This window comes from Mycobacterium sp. D16Q13 (genome assembly GCF_002013375.1).
Classification (GTDB): Bacteria; Actinomycetota; Actinomycetes; order Mycobacteriales; family Mycobacteriaceae; genus Mycobacterium.
Genome location: NZ_MAEW01000023.1, coordinates 16,058 through 34,231, shown reverse-complemented (window position 1 = coordinate 34,231; position 18,174 = coordinate 16,058). Strand labels below are relative to the sequence as shown.

Genomic DNA, 18,174 nt, shown 5'->3' with positions numbered 1-18,174 from the left:
TGCCATGTGGCGCATGGGGTTTCCGGGTCTTGGTCGACCGGCGGTTGCGCGGTCAAACCGAGGGTATGTTGGCCAGCGATGAGAGATGCCGGAGCGGGGCCGGCCGAATGAGAGGACGGCGCGTTGCGCATAGGCACGATAACGGTTGGCGCACTTGATGAATGGACGTTGAGCCCCGGCTCCGTCACCTCGTGGCACCCCACCCCCGCCGCGGCTAAGAAAGCCCGGCAAGCACCTGTGAGTTTGGTGCCAGTCAGCTACATGCAGACGCAACATCTGCGAAACTACTACGAACGGAACGCAGCTGGCCTAAACTTCTCCCGCCAAATTATCGCCAGCTGCGATGTTGCGGGCCAATGCGATATCTCCGCGATGGACCATGCCCTCAACGCATACCTGCGTAGGCATGACACCTTCCGCAGCTGGTTCGAGCGCACCGACGACGGGGAGTTCATCAGGCACTCCATCAGCGATCCAGGCGACATCGAGTTCGCGCCTGTAACGCAAGGGCATATGTCGGTCGATGAAATACGCAGCCACGTCATCGACATACCGAGTCCACTGGAATGGGGATGCTTCACCTTTGGAATCATCCAGGGCGAGAACCACTTTACGTTCTTCGCCGCCATGGATCATGTGCATGGCGACGCGACGTTGATTGGCACCACAATGATGGAAGCCAACGGGATGTACTCCGCGTTGAGCGGAGGCGGCCAGCCACTCATGCTTCCGGACCCCGGCAGCTTCGACGACTTCTGCACTCGCGAGCGCGATTTCACCTCCGCATTGACCCTGGACTCTCCGGGGGTGCGCGCGTGGATTGACTTTGCCGAGAACAACAATGGAACCTTCCCCGAGTTCCCGCTTCCCCTGGGTAACCCGTCCGAAGCGACCAACAGCACCATGACATCTCTGTCGCTGATGAACCCGGAGCAGACAGACCGCTTCGAATCCGCCTGTTCGACCGCCGGCTCCCGATTTGTCGGCGGCTTGTTCGCCTGCCTCGGTCTGGTGGAGCACGAATTCACCGGAGCGCTCACGTATTACGGCCTGACTCCGAGGGATTCCCGCACAGCTAGCGACAACTTCATGACGCAAGGCTGGTTCACCGGCCTAATCCCGATCACCGTTCCGATCGCGGCAACCTCATTCAACGATGCCGCATACGCCGCGCAGACCGCCTTCGATTCGAGTCTGGACATGTCCCGGGTGCCGTATTACCGGGTACTGGAATTGGCACCGTGGCTGAAGTGGCCGGAACCGAATTTTCCGGTATCGAACTTCTTCCACGGCGGCGCGGCTCCGCTCAACGCCATTCTCGCGGCGGGCGAGCTTGGCCTCGCCGACAACATCGGAATCTATCCGGACGGCCGCTTCTCCTATCAGCTGACCATTTACATATTTCGCTACGGGGAGGGCACGGCGATGGCGATCATGCACCCCGACAACCCCATCGCCGAGAAGTCTTCGCTGCGCTACATGGAGGCGATGAAGTCGGTGTGTGTGCGGGTCGCGGACAGCGGGCACTGGGGACGCGTCGCGTAGCTTGAGCAACATCAACGTGAGGGTGAGGAAGATATGCGGCGGCTAGCCGATTTCGTGGTCCGATGGCCATGGGCGGTGATCGGCGCCTGGGTCGCGCTGGCCATCGCTCTGCCATTGACCTTCCCCTCACTGACCGAGATGGCGGAGAAGCATCCGCTCGCCATCCTGCCCGCCGACGCACCGTCGAGTGTTGCCGCCAAGAAGATGACCGAGGCGTTCCACGAATCGAGCAACGACGATCTGCTCCTGGTCGTGTTCATCAACGAGAACGGACTGGGGGCCGACGACGCGGCGGCCTACCGCAAAGTGGTCGACGCGGTACGCCACGACCTGACGAACGTCGTGTCGGTACAGGACTTCATCGGTACACCCGAACTGCGAAAGTTCCTGACGAGTCAGGACAACAAGACCTGGGTTCTGCCGATTGGCCTCGCGGGCGAGTTGGGCACACCCAGAGCCTTCGACTCCTACAACCGGGTGACCGGCCTCATCCAGCACAGCATCGACGGCAGTCCGACCACTGTGCACATCACCGGCCCCGCGGCCACGGTCGCCGATCTGACCGTCGCGGGCCAGCAGGATCGGCTGCCGATCGAGCTCGCGATCGCCATCCTGGTGCTCGCGGTGCTACTCCTGGTCTATCGCAGCGCGCTGACCATGATGCTTCCGCTGGTGACCATCGGGTCGTCGCTGGTGATCGCGCAGTCCGTGGTGGCGGCCTACTCGCATCTGACCGGCGCGGGCGTCTCGAACCAGTCCATCGTGTTCCTGAGCGCGATCCTGGCCGGAGCCGGCACGGACTACGCGGTTTTCCTGATCAGCCGCTATCACGACTATCTGCGGTCGGGTAAGACCTACGAGCAGGCGGTCCGGGCCGCGATGATGTCGATCGGGAAGGTGATCACCGCATCCGCCACGACGGTGGGCATCACCTTCCTGCTCCTGAGCTTCGCCAAGATGGGCGTCTTCCAGACGGTCGGTGTGTCGTCGGCGATCGGGATCGGCGTGGCGTACCTGTCCGGAATGACCCTGCTGCCCGCCATCCTGGTGCTCGCCGGGCCTCGCGGCTGGGTCAGGCCCCGGCGCGAGCTGACCGCGCAGTTCTGGCGGCGGTCCGGTATTCGCATCGTGCGCCGCCCGATTCCCCACCTGGTTGCCAGCGTGCTGGTGTTGGCGCTGCTCGGAAGCTGCGCCCTGCTCGCGCGCTACAACTATGACGACCGCAAGGCCGTGTCGCCGTCAGCCCCGAGTTCTGTCGGGTACGCCGCGCTGGAGCGCCACTTCCCTCTCAGCCAATCCATTCCCGAGTACATCCTCATCCAGTCACCGCGTGACCTGCGCACCCCGCAGGCCCTCGCCGACTTGGAACAGATGGCCTCTCGCATCGCCCAGCTACCGGAGGTTGGCCTGGTCAGCGGTGTCACCCGCCCACTGGGCGAGGTGCCGCCGGAGTTCAGGGCCACTTATCAGGCGGGGCTCGTCGGAACCCGTCTGGCCGACGGCTCCAACCAGATCAGCCAGCGCAGCAGCGACCTGAATCGACTCACCTCCGGGGCCAACACCCTGGCCGGCAGCCTCGGTGACCTGCGTACCCAGCTCAACAAGATCGTCCCCGGTCTGCAGAGTCTGCTCGACGCGTCGGCCTCGCTGAAGACCAAATCCGGCGGCGACGAGCTGGTGCGGAACGTGGACAACGCCGCCAAGCTCGTCGACGCCATCAATGCGCTCGCCAACGACATGGGGTGGAACTTCTCCGCCGCGAAGGACATGTTCGCCTGGATCAACCCGGTCTTGAACGCGCTACAGGCCAACCCGGTCTGCGATGCCGATGCCTCCTGCGCCACCACCCGCGGCCAGCTCGAGCGGCTGGTCGGCGAGCGCAACAGCGGACGCCTCGATGAAATCAATCAGCTCGCTCATCAGCTCGGAAACTCTCAGGGCAACAAGGCAACCCTCTCCGCGACGGTGACCAAGCTGAACACGTCGCTTCTGAGCGTCATGAACGGGCTGCAGGCCATGGGCCTGGATAAGCCCGGCGGCCCGCAGGCCGGACTCAACCAGTTACGGCAGGGCGCTGACCGACTGGCCGGTGGCAGCCAGCAGGTGGCTGGCGGGGTGGATCAACTCGTCGGGCAGATCAAGGTGATCGTCAACGGCCTCAACCAGGCGTCGTCATTCCTGCTGACGATGAAGACCAACGCCGCGGATCCATCACAGGCGGGCTTCAACATCCCCGCCGAGGTGCTGAGTAATCCAGATTTCCAGAGGGCCGCCAAAGCGTTCATCTCACCGGACGGGCATTCGGTGCGGTACTTGGTTCAGACGAAACTCAACCCGTTCAGTCCCGAGGCGATGGACCAGGTCAACCAGATCAGCGATGTCGCCAAGGGCGCGCAGCCCAACACCACGCTGGCCGACGCCACGATATCGATGGGCGGGTTCCCGACCGCGCTGCGCGACACGCGCGACTACTACCAGCACGACATCCAGTTCATCATCGCGGCGACCCTGATCGTCGTCCTGCTGACATTGATGGTATTGCTGCGGGCGATCGTCGCACCGCTGTATCTCGTCGGTTCGGTGGTGCTGTCGTACTTCGCGGCCATCGGAATCGGCGTGTTGACATTCCAGTTCCTGCTCGGCGAGCAGCTGCACTGGACCGTGCCGCCCTTGGCTTTCGTGGTGCTGGTCGCGGTGGGCGCGGACTACAACATGCTGTTCGTCTCGCGAATGCGCGACGAGTCCACGAACAGCGTGCGCTACGGCATCATCCGTGCCCTGAATTCCACAGGTGGCGTCATCACGGCGGCCGGACTGATCTTCGCTGCGTCGGTGGGCGGCCTGCTCTTCTCTAGCATTGGAATCGTGGTCCAGGGCGGCTTCGTCATCGGCGTGGGAATCCTGCTGGATACCTTCGTCGTTCGGACCATCACGGTGCCCGCCATCGCGGCATTGGTGGGCTGGGCCAACTGGTGGCCGTCCCAGGCCAGCAAGCGTCACAGACCGTCGGTGACATCACCGCCCCCCTCCGCACCGGCGACGCAGGCGGGCTAGCACGCGAAATGTATGTGAGACTGAAATGAAGCCGAGCGGTCAGGAGCACGGATGAAAGACCTCCTCGCAGGAGCGGCCCTGCTGGTAGTCGCCAGCATGACAGGCTGTTTCGGCATCCCGTCCGCGGTGGCCGATGACCCACAAGTTCCAGGTCCACCCATTCCCGGGATTTCGGCTAGCGGGGTACCGATGGCCGCTCCGGTGTCGCCGGACCGGACCGCATACGCCCTCGGTGGCGCGCATGTTCTCGGTATCCCCTATGACGAGTACATCCGGATGACGGGCAAGGACTGGTTCCCGGGCATGAAGCGGGCAAACATCTGGTACCCGGCGGGACAGGTGCAGGGCCATACCCTGGAACGGCTGTTCCCCGGAATCGGTCCGGTGGGGGAAAAGATCATGCCCGGCTTGGGTCTGGATGGCCCCAGCATCGGCGAGTCGATCGACATCGGAGAACCCAACCTCGAAAACGCCATTCGCACCGGCGGTCCCGGAACGGCGATGGGGTTGTCCGAGGGAGCGCTCGTGCTCAACGCCGTCAAATCGGCGTTGGCAACCGATCCGACCGCACCGGCGCCGGATTCACTCACCTTTGCGACGTTCGGCGACCCGATCGCGAAAAGCCCCTTCAGTGAGAGCTTCCTGACGCAGAACTTCCCCGTCGGCTCCGTCGTGCCGTTCATGGACTATCCGGTACCGGCGCCAGTGGAAAGTCAGTACCACACCGATCAGTTCATCTCCGCCTACGACAGCATCGCGGACTGGCCGGACCGGCCGGACAACCTGTTCGCGGTCGCCAACGCCATCGCGGGTCTGGCCACCGGTCACACCGCCATTGCCTTCACCAACCCGAAAATGGTTCCGGCGCAGAACATCAGGACGGAGTTCAACTCCCGGGGAGGGTCGACGACGACCTACTTCATCCCCGAGCAGCACCTTCCCCTGGTGCTGGGCTTCAAGTATCTCGGGGTACCCGAGGAAACACTGAACAGGCTCGACGCGATCCTGCAACCCCGGGTGGATGCCGGTTATTCACGAAACGACGATCCTGCAACGGCACCGATCACTGTGGATCCGGTGCGCGGCTTCGACCCCGCAAAAGTCACCGCGCCGGCCAATCAGGCGACGTTCGGCGGCGGCTCCGACCCGATTTCACAGATCACCAGCGGCGCCCTGGCCGTGCTGGGTAACGGCACCCGCTCGAACCCTCCCAATTAAGTACGGACGAAACACATGACACCTTCAACCCAGTCATCCATCCTCTCGATGCTGCACGGACGTGCCAGCCTGCGTCCGGATGACATCGCGTTCACCTTCACCGACTACACCCACAACCCGGCCGGTATCGCCGAGAGCCTCACGTGGTCGGAGTTGTCACGCCGCACCTTCAATGTGGCCCGCGAGCTGAGTCAGCACGCGGCGGTCGGCGATAGGGCCTTGATCCTGGCTCCGCAGAGCCTCGAGTACATCCTGGCCTTCCTCGGCTCCATGCAGGCCGGGCTGATCGCGGTGCCGCTCCCCCTGCCGCACCGCGGCTCAAGTCTTGATCGGGTGAGTGCCGTCTTCGACGACACGTCACCTTCGGTTGTCCTCACAACATCGGCGGTCGCCGGGGACGTCGGCGACTACGTCGATCAGTCGCGCCTCGCGATTGCCCCCAAGATCATCGAAATCGACGGGTTGCGCCTCGATATCGACGGCGGGCCGAGCATCGCACCGGCCGACGTGCCCAACATCGCATACCTGCAGTACAGCTCGGGTTCGACCCGAACGCCCACCGGCGTCATGCTGTCGCATCGCAATCTGCAGGCCAATTTCGATCAGCTGATGCGCAGCTTCTTCGTGGACACTGGCTCCAGGATCCCGTCGTCCGCCACCATCGTGTCGTGGTTGCCCTTCTATCACGATATGGGTTTGGTGCTGGGAGTCTGCGCCCCCATCCTGGGCGGCTATCGCGCCGAATTGAGCAGTCCGATGGCATTCCTGGAAAGCCCGTCAAGGTGGGTGCGCACGCTGGCCAAGAGTCCGCACGCGTGGTCATCGGCACCCAACTTCGCCTTTGATATGGCGGCCCGCAAGACCACCGACAGCGACCTGGACGGGCTCGACCTGGGCGGGGTGCTCGGCATCATCAGCGGCGCCGAACGCGTCGAACAGGCCACCTTGCGCCGCTTCGTGGATCGGTTCGCGCATTTCAATTTCCAGGATCACATGATGCGTCCTTCCTATGGGCTGGCGGAGGCAACGGTCTTCGTGGCCTCCGGAACATGGAGCGAGGCAACGCCGGCGACTCATTTCGACGTCGAAGAACTGTCCGCGGGCCGCGTTCAGCGTTGCCCGGCGGGGACAGGGACGGCACTGGTCAAGTACCACGTGCCGCAGTCCCCCACCGTGCGGATCATCGACAGCGACACACACCGGGAGTGCGCACCGGACGTGGTCGGCGAGATCTGGGTACACGGCGAAAATGTGGCCTCCGGCTACTGGCGTAAGTCGCCCGAGGAGCAGCGGTGCTTCGGGGCAACGGTGCTCGACCCGTCGCCCGGCACCCCGGACGGGCCCTGGTTGAGAACCGGTGACCTGGGATTCATCTCCGAAGACGAGCTGTTCATCGTCGGACGCATCAAGGACCTGCTGATCATCCGCGGACGCAATTACTATCCCGAGGACATCGAGGCCACGGTTCAAGAGATCACGCGCGGCCGGGTCGCGGCGATATCGGTTCCGTTCGACAGCACCGAGAAGCTGGTGACCGTCATCGAGCTCAAGAAGCGCGGCGATTCTGATGAAGAGGCGGCGCGCTGGCTCGAGGAGATCAAGAACGAGATCACCTCGGCGATATCCAATGAGCACGGCGTGAATGTCGGAGATCTCGTTCTCGTGCCGCCCGGATCGCTTCCCACCACGACAAGCGGCAAGATCCGGCGTGCGGCCTGCGTCGAGCAGTATCTGCAGGACCAGTTCACCCGGTTGGACGCGGACACTCGCGTCGGGGTTGCCTGACCCCGCGTTCGGTGGTGAAACGCCGTCAGATGCCGGCAATCCCCACCGCGAGCAACACGCATCCGACCAGAGCCAACACCAGCGCGATGTTGCGGCGACGGTTGGACTGTATCCAGCTGTTCAGCCGTGCCATCGCCTCGGCCGTCCGCTCCGGCGCAGCAAGATGAGCCAGTAACGGAACTTCGATCAGCGCGAAGGCGATGATGTTGAACATCAGCAGCGCGCTGACCTGCGTGGCTGGTGCAGAACCCGAGGCCACGATCACGGCAAGTGCGGCCAGGAAATCGACGGAGGGCAGCGCGATCCCCAGACCCGCGACGGCGGCCACCCACAGCGAGCCACCCGTCGCGATGGACTGGATACGCGCGGTGACCTTGTCCAACTGTGCGTTGGAGGTCGGACCCCGCACACGCGAGGCCAGTAACGCGGCGACCAGCAGTGCCGCCACCCCGATGCCAACCTGTACCCGCGGCAACGTGAACTGTGCTGATCCGGTGGACACGTGCCGGAAGGCGAACAGCACCGCCAGCCCCACCGCCATTCCCATGACGAAACCACCGCACAGGAATGCCAGTAGTTGCAGCTGTGGGCGTGGCCGACTCAACATCAGCACCGTCATACCCAGACGGAAGGGTTCGAAGCTGACGGCAATGGCCATCACTAGCAGGGTGATCCACATGGGTGTCAGGGCTGCAGCCGCTCAATCCGTCCGTCTTGCAAGACAATCCGGTTGTGTACGCGGTTCTCACGGCCCTGCCAGAACTCCACCGTGTCGGGAGCGATCACATAACCACCCCAGTTCGGCGGCACCGGCACCGTCTCCACCTCGGCGAACCGTGCGGTGACATCATCGAGCTGAGCCAACAGCGCCGCTCGCGATTCGATGGGCGCCGACTGTTGTGACGCCCAGGCACCCAGCTGCGATCCGCGCGGACGGTTGGTCCAGTAATTGGCGGTCTGGGCCGGATCGACCTTGGTCACCGCGCCGCGCACGTGGACCTGCCGCCCCAGCGCGTACCAGGGAAAGGTGACACTCGCATACGGCGCGTGGTCGAGCTGGCGCCCCTTGGCGGAGTCGTAGTTTGAGAAGAACGTCACACCCGCGGAGTCGAAACCCTTGCACAGCACCGTGCGCGTCACCGGACGGCCGTTGTCGACAGTAGCGAGCACCATCGCGTTCGGTTCCGGGATGCCCGAGGACACCGCGAGGTCAAACCATTTGTGTAGCAAGGGAAGCCAGCCATCGGCAAGCCAGTCAACATCCAGATCGCCACTGCCGTCCTTTTCTCCGGGACGGTAGTCCGAGCGCAGCCATTCGGTCACGAAAAGCACGCTACAGGCGGGCGCTTAAGAGAGATCGAACGAACTAAGAATCACCCTTAATTGTGGGTGCAAGAATCGCCTTTACCGAGTTGTTACCCACAGGTAGGGAGTCGAGAATCATGACGGTTGCAGCGCCGCTACCAGCGGATTTCGCACCTGGACTGGAGGGCGTGACCGCCTTCGCCACCGAGATCGCCGAGCCCGACAAGGACGGCGGGGCGCTGCGCTACCGCGGTGTCGACATCGACGATCTGGTCGCCCAACGGGTGACTTTCGGCGATGTGTGGGCACTGTTGGTCGACGGCAAGTTTGGCCAGGGACTCCCGCCCGCCGAGCCCTTCCCCATCCCGGTGCACACCGGGGATGTCCGCGTCGATGTACAGGCCGGACTCGCCATGCTCGCGCCCATCTGGGGCTTTGAGCCGCTGTTGGACACCGAGGATTCCATCGCGCGCCATCAGCTGGCCCGCGCCTCGGTAATGGCCCTCTCGTATGTCGCCCAGTCCGCGCGGGGCAGTTCCCTGCCCGCCGTGCCACAAAAGGTCATCGACGAATGCTCCACCGTCACATCACGTTTCATGACTCGCTGGCAGGGTGAGCCAGACCCTAAGCATGTCGAGGCCATCGACGCCTACTGGGTGTCGGCCGCCGAACACGGCATGAACGCCTCCACGTTCACCGCCCGGGTCATCGCCTCCACCGGCGCCGATGTGGCTGCCGCGCTCTCGGGTGCGGTAGGCGCGATGAGTGGCCCGCTGCATGGCGGCGCACCTGCCCGCGTGCTGCCGATGATCGAACAGGCCGAAAAGACGGGTGACGCCCGCGGCGTCATCAAGGGCATTCTGGACCGCCGCGAAAAGCTCATGGGCTTCGGCCACCGGGTATACCGCGCCGAGGATCCGCGTGCGCGCGTGCTGCGCAGTACGGCCAAGCGTCTCGGCGCCGCGCGCTACGAGGTGGCGGCCGCCGTCGAACAGGCTGCCCTGTCCGAGCTGCGGGAACGTCGTCCGGATCGCGTCATCGAAACCAATGTCGAGTTCTGGGCAGCGGTCATTCTGGACTTCGCACAGGTACCGACCCGCATGATGCCGGCAATGTTCACCTGCGCCCGCACCGCGGGCTGGAGCGCACACATCATGGAGCAGAAGCGTCTCGACAAGCTGGTGCGTCCGGCCGCGCTCTATGTAGGACCGGGGCCGCGCTCCATCGAGTCCGTGGAAGGATTCGGGCTGCTGCGCTCTCGGGTGGGTGCTTAACCCGAAGTCCTGGCGTCACTACGCGTGAGATGGTTGGGTGGGGCCTATGACCTCTCCCGACCTCCCACCTGTAGAACCCTCTGTCTCTCCCTACATCATCGTCGAGGATTCCCGCGCGGCGATCGAGTTCTATAAGAACGCCTTTGGCGCCGAAGAGCTCGGCCTGCTGGAGACTCCCGACGGCAAAGTGATGCACGCTGCCGTGAAGATCAACGGCACGACGATCATGATGAACGACGACTTCCCCGAGTACAACGACGGGAAATCCAGCACCCCCACCGCGCTCGGCGGTACTCCGGTGACCATTCACCTGACGGTGCCCAATGTCGACGACTGGTTCAGCCGTGCCGTCGACGCCGGGGCGAGCATCGAGATGCCGCTCGAAGACCAGTTCTGGGGCGACCGCTTCGGCGTCATCAAGGATCCGTTCGGACACCTGTGGTCATTGGGTCAACCGGTCAAGATCGTCAACCCCGAAGACCTCAAGAAGTACGCCGCGGGCGGCGTCGACTAACGCCGAACAACCGCTATCGCAGCAAGTCTTCCAACGCAGACCCGCGAATTGCCTTGCGCCACAATGGTGGCTGCGGGGCATTCGCGGCAACGCGGAGCATCTCGGGCACCGAGACGAACTTGTCGCGCGGACGGCCTTCACCCTTACCGCGCGCAATCTCCGCACGGTCGATCGCCAGCCAACCATCGTGGCCAACGATCGTCGGCTGCCGCCGCTGAATCAGCTTGGACAGACCCGACAGCCGGTGCGCCGGATCGGCGAGCAGCCCGTGGTTGTAGTCCTCGACCAGCGAGGTGATGGTCTGCTGCGAGCAGGACTTGTTGGTCCCGATGAATCCGGTCGGACCGCGCTTGATCCATCCCGCCACATAGGTGCCGGGATGCGCCTTGCCGGTGTCCGGATCGGTCACCCGCCCTTGCTCGTTCGGAATGATCGCACGCTGGTTGTCGAACGGCACGTCGGGCATCGGGACACCGCGATAGCCGATCGAGGTGAGCACCAAACCCGCTTCGATGGTGTCCACAGATTCGCCATGCTGGAACTCGATACCTTCCGCGCGCCCGTCCCCGAGCACCTTGATGGGGGTGCGGTTATAGGCGAAGCGGATGGTCTTGCCGCCAGGCTCCCGCGCCTCACGCGGGCAGGTGCTGAGCACTTCCAGCTTCTGCCGCGTCAACGGCTCCAGGTGCGTCTGCAGCGCCTCGTCGACGAGGTCCGCTGTTTCCTGATCGATGACCACCGTCATATCGGGGAGGCCGACGAGACCGAGCAGCTCGGGCAGGGTAAACGCCGAATGCTCGGGACCGCGGCGCCCGACGATGACAACCTCACGCAGCTTGCTACTGCGTAATGCGGTCAGAGCGGTATCCGAAATATCCGTGCGCGCAAGGCGATCGGTGTCTCCGGTGAGCACCCGCGCGACATCCAGGGCCACGTTTCCGTTACCGATGACAACGGCGCGCTGGTGATCGAGGTTCACCCGGAAATCTGTGTAGTCGGGGTGCGCGTTGATCCACGCGACCACCTGGGTGGCGGTGGCGTTGCCGGGCAATTCAATCCCCGGGATGTTCAGGCGGCGATCCGAGGACGCACCGACGGAGTAGATCACCGCATGGTGATGCGCCAGTAGTTCCTCGTGGGTGATGTCCTTACCCACCTCGACATTCAAGAAGAACTCGAAGTTGGGCTGGGCGGCCATCGTGTCAAAAAGCTTCGTCACCCGCTTGGTCTGCTGGTGGTCGGGGGCCACCCCGGCACGCACCAAACCGTAGGGGGCGGGCAGCCGTTCGAACATGTTGACCTTCACGTGCGGCTGGGTCAGCAGCTCGTCGGCGGCGTACATCGCCGCCGGACCGGAGCCGACGATCGCCACCTTCAGCGCGCGGCCGGTCGTGCGGACCGGCGGCGCCTGAATGACCGGAGCCAAACTGGCGCGGGGGATTTCGCGCGGATAGAACTCGGAGTTAATCCGCAGGAAGGGCAACTGCTCTTCCTTGAGCACCGAATCCGGCTTGATGGCATCCACTGGGCAGGCGGCAACACAAGCACCACAGTCGACACACGCGGAGGCGTCGATGTGCAACATCTCCGCCTTGAGGAAATCCGGTTCGTCAGGCGTGGGGTGGATGCAGTTCACCGGGCATGCGTAAACGCAGGAGCCCTCGTTACAGCACGCCTGGGTAACGACGTGCGGCATCAGGCGGGAACAGCGCTGTGCGAATCAGTCACTGCGGCTTCAGGGGCCGAGTAGTTCACCAGCGGACCGCGCTGCGGCTCGCTGCGGTAGCGGGCGGCACGGCCATCGATGTGCAGCACTCGCCACACCAGCTTGGCCACCGGGTTCATCATCCCGGTCTCCCTGACCAGCATCCGGACGTCGGAGAAGACCTCGCTCATGGTCTGCCGCGAGGCCGGGCTCTTCCAGAAGATTTCCTTCATCACCTCTTGCGGGATGTCGAATCTCTTGGCGAAGCTGCGCGGCGGCGTCATGATGGCGCCCATCAGCACCCGCATGGTGATGGGGGTGGCGATCGACAACACAAACCGGTTGAACCAGTGCATGGCCGGCACGCGCTTGCGCAGGTACTCATGCGCGAAGGAGATGTGCCGGGCCTCCTCGGCCACGTGGATCTCCATGACGCGCTTCATGATCGGGTGCAGATTGTCGCCCTCGCGCAGCACGTTCTTCTGCGTGTGGTCGATGGGCTCTTCACCGGCGAGCACACCCACGAAGAACATCTCGGGGAACGGCGTGGAGGCCAGCGGAACGAACGGGGACAGCCAGCGCAGCAGGCGCGGCATCCCGGGTACGTCGACACCGAGGCGGTTGACCATCTCCTGGAACATCAGGGTGTGGTTGCACTCTTCGATGGACTCGTGGTTGAGGTACCGGAACTCCGGTGAGCCATTGGGGACGCTGAACGCGTACTGGATCAGACCGCGGATCAGGATGCTCTCGAAGTGCAGACCAACCTTGGCGACATTGGCCTGACGCCACATGCCGATCTCAATCTGCTTCTCCAGCGGCTGCGCCTGGTACCACGGGTGCCGGCCGAACGGATCGGTCCGGTGCGGGAGAACCCAGCGCGGATCATTGGGGACGACGGCATACTCCGGGTTATCCCAGTCGATATCGATGAAGGGATCGAAGTTCCGGTTCGTGGAGCCGTGCGACAAGGTCTCGAGTACCTGGACGTAGCTCGCGTCGGCGCGTACTTCCTTCTTCGCGCGGAGCTTCTCGCGGAGCGACATGGCTTATCTCCTTTGATTCGTCCAAAGACGCGGTAACGGACCTGCAAACTTTTACGTTCTGGGGCTACTTGGAAGTCTACAAGCTCTGGGCGAGTGTAAACAGGGCGAGAAGCCCCTATCTAGGTTTGGGACGAAACGTCCCATGTGACGTTCTCTGCACGCATTGTTTTATGTGAGGCAGGTCTCATTGGGTCACCGTTTAGGCTGGTAGCCGTGGCTGAATTGACCATCCCCGCTGACCTCCTGCCCGCCGACGGACGTTTCGGCTGCGGCCCCTCCAAAGTGCGGCCCGAACAGCTGCAATCGCTCGTGACCGCCGGAGCCTCCCTCTTCGGTACTTCGCATCGGCAAGCGCCGGTCAAGAACCTGGTGGGTCGCGTCCGCGAGGGGCTCAAGGAGCTCTTCTCCGCACCCGACGGTTACGAGGTCATTCTCGGCAACGGCGGCTCCACCCTGTTCTGGGACGCCGCCGCCTTCGGCCTGATCCGCGAGAAGTCGCTGCACTTGACGTTCGGCGAGTTCAGCTCCAAGTTCGCCTCCTGCGTGGCCAAGAACCCCTTCGTCGGAGATCCCATCAAGGTGACCGCCGATCCCGGTGGCGCGCCCGCGCCCGTCTCGGATCCGTCGGCCGATGTGATCGCCTGGGCCCACAACGAGACGTCGACCGGCGTCATGGTTCCGGTACAGCGTCCGGCCGGCTCCGAGAACGCGCTGGTGCTCATCGACGCCACCTCCGGCGCCGGTGGCCTGCCGGTGGATGTCACCGAGGCAGACGCCTACTACTTCGCGCCGCAGAAGAATTTCGCCGGCGACGGCGGGCTGTGGCTTGCTGTCATGAGCCCGGCCGCGCTGGAGCGCGTGGAGGAAATTGGCGGCAGCGGACGCTGGGTGCCGGACATCCTGTCCCTGCCCATCGCGGTGGAGAACAGCCTCAAGAACCAGACCTACAACACCCCTGCCATCGGAACGCTGCTGCTGCTGGCCGATCAGATCGACTGGCTGCTGAGCAATGGTGGCCTGGACTGGGCCACCAAGCGGACCGCCGATTCGGCATCGCGGCTGTACACCTGGGCCGAGGCGACGGCGTACACCACACCCTTCGTGGCAGACCCGGCGCAGCGTTCGCAGGTGGTGGGCACCATCGACTTCAACGACGACGTGGACGCGGCAGCCGTTGCGAAGGTGTTGCGCGCCAACGGTGTTGTGGACACCGAGCCGTACCGCAAGCTGGGCCGCAACCAGCTGCGGGTGGCGATGTTCGCGGCCATCGATCCCGAGGACATCTCGAAGCTGACGCAGTGCATCGATTGGGTCGTCGAGCGCCTCTGACCCAGTATTTCCTGCCTCGAGTGGGAACCTCGCGAGGAAAATCACCGCAAAAGCCTCGCCAGGTTCCCACTCGACGGGAGTTACCGTGCCGTCAGGTCATAGACATCGACGTCGTCGATGGTCTGTTTGGCGAAGGTTTTCTGCACCCACTCGCGGATGGATTTCGAGGTCTCACTGCCGGGGGCGCCGAATCCCTCGCCGTGGTTAGCGCGCTCCCCATCTAAGAAGAAGTGGATCTGACCGTCGGCCACGTACTGCTGGAACTGCGCCAGCGTCGGTGACGGGTCGGTCCCGTTGAACCCTCCGATGGGCATGACGGGCCGACGAGTGGACAGCTGGTAACCCGACGCCTGGTTGGAGCCCACCGCGGCGGCCACCCAGGTATAGCGATCGGCGTTAGCCTCCAGAGCCGCGACAATATTGGGGCCCGGATCGCTTCCATCCAGCAGACCGCCACCGCGCTGGGAACCGCGCTCAAATTCCGGACGATGCTCTCGCTCGGGCATATCCGGGAAGTCCGGGAAACCGCCTCCCTTGACCTCGGGCCCAGCCGAGGGAAGCGCTCCGCTGTGCGGCGTCGCGATGGTCTGGACCGAGTACGCGATCGGACCGGCGAGCGCCACCATGAGCGAGATGGCGACGACAGCCTTGGGATATCTGTTCAGGACGATGCCGAGAAGTGCGATCGCCCCCAGGGCCAATATCGCCCAACGCAGCCACGGCTGGAACTCCGCTGACCGGCCCAGCAGAATCCAGGCCAGCACTGCGGTAAACGCCAGAGTGGCCGCTAAAGATGCTCTTACCCAGGGTTTTTCGCGCTCCCGCCAGGCCAGGAATCCGCCCGCGCCCACAAGTGCGGCAACGGCAGGTGCCAGGGCCACCGAGTAGTAGGGATGGAATATGCCCTGCATGTAACTGAACACGGCGCCCGTGGTGAGCACCCACAATCCGAAGACAAGCAGCACTGCCCGACGCGTATCCGTCCGGGATTCCCTGCGCAGCAGGACCAATCCCAACACCGCCAGGAACAGTGCCGCCGGAAGCAGCCAGGCAATCTGCCCGCCCAGGGCTGGTTGGAACAGCCTGCCGATCCCGGGTTCGCTCCCGAAGTGGCCGCCGAAGCCATACATCTCGTCACGCGGACCCGAGGCACTGCCCTTCTCGTTACCGTTGATACGGCCCAGCCCGTTGTAGCCGAGGGTGAGCTCGAGGATCGAGTTATCGGGCGATCCGCCGATCCACGGGCGCGAGCCGGGTGGCCACAACTCGACAGCGACGATCCACCATCCCGCCGAAACTACCGCCGCGGCAGCCGATCCGGTGAGCTGTGCCAGACGCTTCCCGACACCCACGGGTCCGGCGATCAGGTAAGTCACGGCGATGGGCGGGATGACGAGCAGGACTTGCAACTGCTTGGTCAGGAAACCGAATCCGACCAGCGCCCCGACCAGGAGCAGCCAGCGGGTGCGGCCATCCTCGATGGCGCGTAACAGCGCCCACACCGCGGCGATCATCAGGAAGACCAACAGCGCGTCCGGATTGTTGAACCGGAACATCAGCACCGCCACCGGCGTGACCGCAAGTACCAGCCCGGCCAGCAGGCCGGCCCGGTGCCCGAAGTACCGGCGGACGGTCAGGTACAGCAGGCCGACCGACGCCACACCCAGAAGCACCTGGGGCACCAGAATGCTCCAGGTGCTGAGCCCGAAGATCCGCACCGACAGTTCCATGAGCCACAGCGAGGCGGGGGGCTTATCGACGGTGATCGAGTTGGCGGCGTCCGAGGATCCGAAGAACGCGGCCTTCCACGACACCGAACCCGCTTGCACCGCTGCCGAATAGAAGGAGTTGGCCCAGCCGTTGGAGCCGAGGTTGATCAGGTAGGCCGCCGCGGTGCCGATCAGCAGAAGACCAACGCTGATCCGCTCGCGAATCATCGAGCGTTCGCGCTTCTGAACACCCAACGCAATCCGACGAACCGGACCAGGGTTGCGACCAGGTTGGCCACGGTCAGCACGATCAGCAGCAGATGCTTGGAGGCGTCCGGAACCAGGTGGTGCATCGCGACAAGCGAGCCACTGGTCAAGGCCAGCCCGATGCCGAAGATGACAAGCCCCTGGAACTGATGCTTGGCAACGTTGCGCCGCCCCCGCACCCCGAAGGTGAAGAACCTGTTGGCAGAGGTGTTGAGCACGGCGGTGATGAGCAGCGCCAGGAAGTTGGCGGCCTGATCCCCCACCGTCCCGTGCAGGACGAGGAACAGTAGCGCGTAGGCCAACGTGCTTGCCACACCAATGATCCCGAATCGCACCAGCTGTCCGACCATTCCGGGAGGCACACCCTCGACGAGTGGTTCACGGCCGAGGCTGTGGCGAAGCTCGTCCAGCGGCAGGGTGCCGAGCATCAGCGCCCGGCCCAATCGCCAGATCCCGAGCAGGTCCTTGCGCACGGTGTCGACGATGTCGACCCGGCTGTCCGGGTCATCGACCCAGTCGACGGGTACCTCGTGAATGCGTAGGCCGACGCGCTCGGCCAGCACCAGCAGCTCGGTATCGAAGAACCATTCTTTGTCCTCGACAAGCGGAAGTAGTTGGTGCGCAACGTCGGTACGGATCGCCTTGAAGCCGCACTGGGCGTCGGAGAACCTCACCTGCAGCGACGCATGCAGGATCAGGTTGTAGGTGCGGGAGATGAACTCGCGCTTGGGGCCGCGGACCACACGTGAGTTGCGGTTGAGCCGCGACCCGTAGGCGACATCCGAGTGACCCGAGATCAGTGGTGCGACAAGCGGCATCAGCGCGTTGAGGTCGGTGGACAGGTCCACATCGCAGTAGGCGACAACTTCGGCGTCCGAGGACAGCCACGCCGCGGCCAGAGCGCGCCCCCGGCCCTTCTCCTCTAGGTGCAGCACGTCAACACCGCCAAGCTCATCGGCGAGCCGATGGGCGATCTGCAGGGTGCGATCGGTGCTGGCGTTGTCGGCGATGGTGATGCGCGCCGTGTACGGCACCTCGTTGGCCAGGAACTCGTGCAGGCGGCGCACGCACGGTTCCAGGTCGTTTTCCTCGTTGTATACGGGGATCACGATGTCGAGGGTCGTCGCGAGTACTGCGGTCGGTGCCGTCGCGGTCTCGATCGGCTGCATCACACTGGTCACATCAGTGACAATGGTGTCTCCGGCTCCGACGCGACTGGGTCGCCACTGTGAGTTTCCTGTGAGGGGTTACCGCCGCGCGGCTTCGCGCTCCCGGGCATCCCGCACCACGAGGTCGTAGTCGGACAAAGCCGGTTCGGCGGCCAGCCGGTGCCGGTAGACATCGGGCGTCCACGGCCGCGGCATTCACGCATGCCTATACGCGCTGGCACGGCGCACCCCCCCAGCACACGCCTTCCCTGAAC

Annotated in this window: 13 protein-coding genes; 7 read left to right on the top strand and 6 right to left on the bottom strand. The window is 64.1% G+C overall.

From position 1 onward, the window contains the following. The first annotated feature begins 123 nt into the window (after positions 1-123). From B4400_RS21895 to B4400_RS21880, 4 genes are read left to right on the top strand one after another with little or no spacing between them, the layout of a single operon-like run. A complete protein-coding gene (locus B4400_RS21895; protein WP_078312678.1) occupies positions 124-1,545 on the top strand; it encodes a condensation domain-containing protein in 1,422 nt (473 codons plus the stop codon). A gap of 33 nt (positions 1,546-1,578) precedes the next feature. Continuing rightward, positions 1,579-4,599, top strand: coding sequence for an MMPL/RND family transporter (locus tag B4400_RS21890; RefSeq protein ID WP_078312677.1), 3,021 nt, complete (start codon positions 1,579-1,581; stop codon positions 4,597-4,599). A 51-nt stretch (positions 4,600-4,650) separates the two neighbouring features. Continuing rightward, complete coding sequence (pe, locus tag B4400_RS21885) at positions 4,651-5,817, top strand: acyltransferase PE (RefSeq protein WP_078312676.1); 1,167 nt, start codon at positions 4,651-4,653, stop codon at positions 5,815-5,817. 15 nt (positions 5,818-5,832) lie between these two features. Beyond that, positions 5,833-7,602 carry an AMP-binding protein gene (locus B4400_RS21880; protein WP_078312675.1) on the top strand — a complete coding sequence of 590 codons (1,770 nt, stop codon included), beginning with the start codon at positions 5,833-5,835 and terminating at the stop codon, positions 7,600-7,602. A gap of 25 nt (positions 7,603-7,627) precedes the next feature. On the opposite strand, the gene B4400_RS21875 is transcribed toward B4400_RS21880, so the two are convergent. Continuing rightward, on the bottom strand, positions 7,628-8,281 hold the full coding sequence (locus B4400_RS21875) for a GAP family protein (protein ID WP_078312674.1): 654 nt from the start codon (positions 8,279-8,281) through the stop codon (positions 7,628-7,630). Positions 8,282-8,286: 5 nt separating this feature from the next. After that, entirely contained in the window at positions 8,287-8,934 is a 648-nt protein-coding gene (gene pdxH, locus B4400_RS21870) for a pyridoxamine 5'-phosphate oxidase (RefSeq protein WP_078312673.1), read from the bottom strand. 110 nt (positions 8,935-9,044) lie between these two features. Here pdxH and B4400_RS21865 point away from each other — a divergent pair, with 110 nt between their 5' ends. After that, positions 9,045-10,181 carry a citrate synthase 2 gene (locus B4400_RS21865; protein WP_078312672.1) on the top strand — a complete coding sequence of 379 codons (1,137 nt, stop codon included), beginning with the start codon at positions 9,045-9,047 and terminating at the stop codon, positions 10,179-10,181. A gap of 46 nt (positions 10,182-10,227) precedes the next feature. Next, a complete protein-coding gene (locus tag B4400_RS21860; protein ID WP_078312671.1) occupies positions 10,228-10,695 on the top strand; it encodes a VOC family protein in 468 nt (155 codons plus the stop codon). A 13-nt stretch (positions 10,696-10,708) separates the two neighbouring features. On the opposite strand, the gene B4400_RS21855 is transcribed toward B4400_RS21860, so the two are convergent. Continuing rightward, entirely contained in the window at positions 10,709-12,391 is a 1,683-nt protein-coding gene (locus tag B4400_RS21855) for an FAD-dependent oxidoreductase (RefSeq protein ID WP_139359941.1), read from the bottom strand. Next, positions 12,391-13,446 carry an AurF N-oxygenase family protein gene (locus tag B4400_RS21850; protein WP_078312669.1) on the bottom strand — a complete coding sequence of 352 codons (1,056 nt, stop codon included), beginning with the start codon at positions 13,444-13,446 and terminating at the stop codon, positions 12,391-12,393. The genes B4400_RS21855 and B4400_RS21850 overlap by 1 nt, the downstream gene beginning before the upstream one ends. A 213-nt stretch (positions 13,447-13,659) precedes the next feature. Between B4400_RS21850 and serC the strand changes: the two genes are divergently transcribed. After that, positions 13,660-14,775 (top strand): phosphoserine transaminase, encoded by a 1,116-nt coding sequence (gene serC, locus B4400_RS21845; RefSeq protein ID WP_078312668.1) that lies wholly within the window; start codon positions 13,660-13,662, stop codon positions 14,773-14,775. Positions 14,776-14,855: 80 nt separating this feature from the next. Here serC and B4400_RS21840 read toward each other — a convergent pair whose 3' ends face one another. Together B4400_RS21840 and B4400_RS21835 are read right to left on the bottom strand one after the other, a co-directional pair. After that, on the bottom strand, positions 14,856-16,712 hold the full coding sequence (locus tag B4400_RS21840) for a glycosyltransferase family 39 protein (RefSeq protein WP_078312667.1): 1,857 nt from the start codon (positions 16,710-16,712) through the stop codon (positions 14,856-14,858). Further along, a complete protein-coding gene (locus B4400_RS21835) occupies positions 16,709-17,932 on the bottom strand; it encodes a bifunctional glycosyltransferase family 2/GtrA family protein (protein ID WP_078312666.1) in 1,224 nt (407 codons plus the stop codon). Before B4400_RS21835 ends, B4400_RS21840 begins: the two co-directional genes overlap by 4 nt. Positions 17,933-18,174 lie beyond the last annotated feature (242 nt).

What these genes read in the sequence shown, in the direction of transcription:
- B4400_RS21890 (WP_078312677.1), top strand. Translation starts at nt 1,579, where the DNA reads ATGCGGCGGCTAGCCGATTTCGTGGTCCGATGGCCATGGGCGGTGATC.
- pe (WP_078312676.1), top strand. Translation starts at nt 4,651, where the DNA reads ATGAAAGACCTCCTCGCAGGAGCGGCCCTGCTGGTAGTCGCCAGCATG.
- B4400_RS21880 (WP_078312675.1), top strand. Translation starts at nt 5,833, where the DNA reads ATGACACCTTCAACCCAGTCATCCATCCTCTCGATGCTGCACGGACGT.
- B4400_RS21875 (WP_078312674.1), bottom strand. Translation starts at nt 8,281, where the DNA reads ATGTGGATCACCCTGCTAGTGATGGCCATTGCCGTCAGCTTCGAACCC.
- B4400_RS21865 (WP_078312672.1), top strand. Translation starts at nt 9,045, where the DNA reads ATGACGGTTGCAGCGCCGCTACCAGCGGATTTCGCACCTGGACTGGAG.
- B4400_RS21860 (WP_078312671.1), top strand. Translation starts at nt 10,228, where the DNA reads ATGACCTCTCCCGACCTCCCACCTGTAGAACCCTCTGTCTCTCCCTAC.
- B4400_RS21855 (WP_139359941.1), bottom strand. Translation starts at nt 12,391, where the DNA reads ATGCCGCACGTCGTTACCCAGGCGTGCTGTAACGAGGGCTCCTGCGTT.
- B4400_RS21850 (WP_078312669.1), bottom strand. Translation starts at nt 13,446, where the DNA reads ATGTCGCTCCGCGAGAAGCTCCGCGCGAAGAAGGAAGTACGCGCCGAC.
- B4400_RS21840 (WP_078312667.1), bottom strand. Translation starts at nt 16,712, where the DNA reads ATGATTCGCGAGCGGATCAGCGTTGGTCTTCTGCTGATCGGCACCGCG.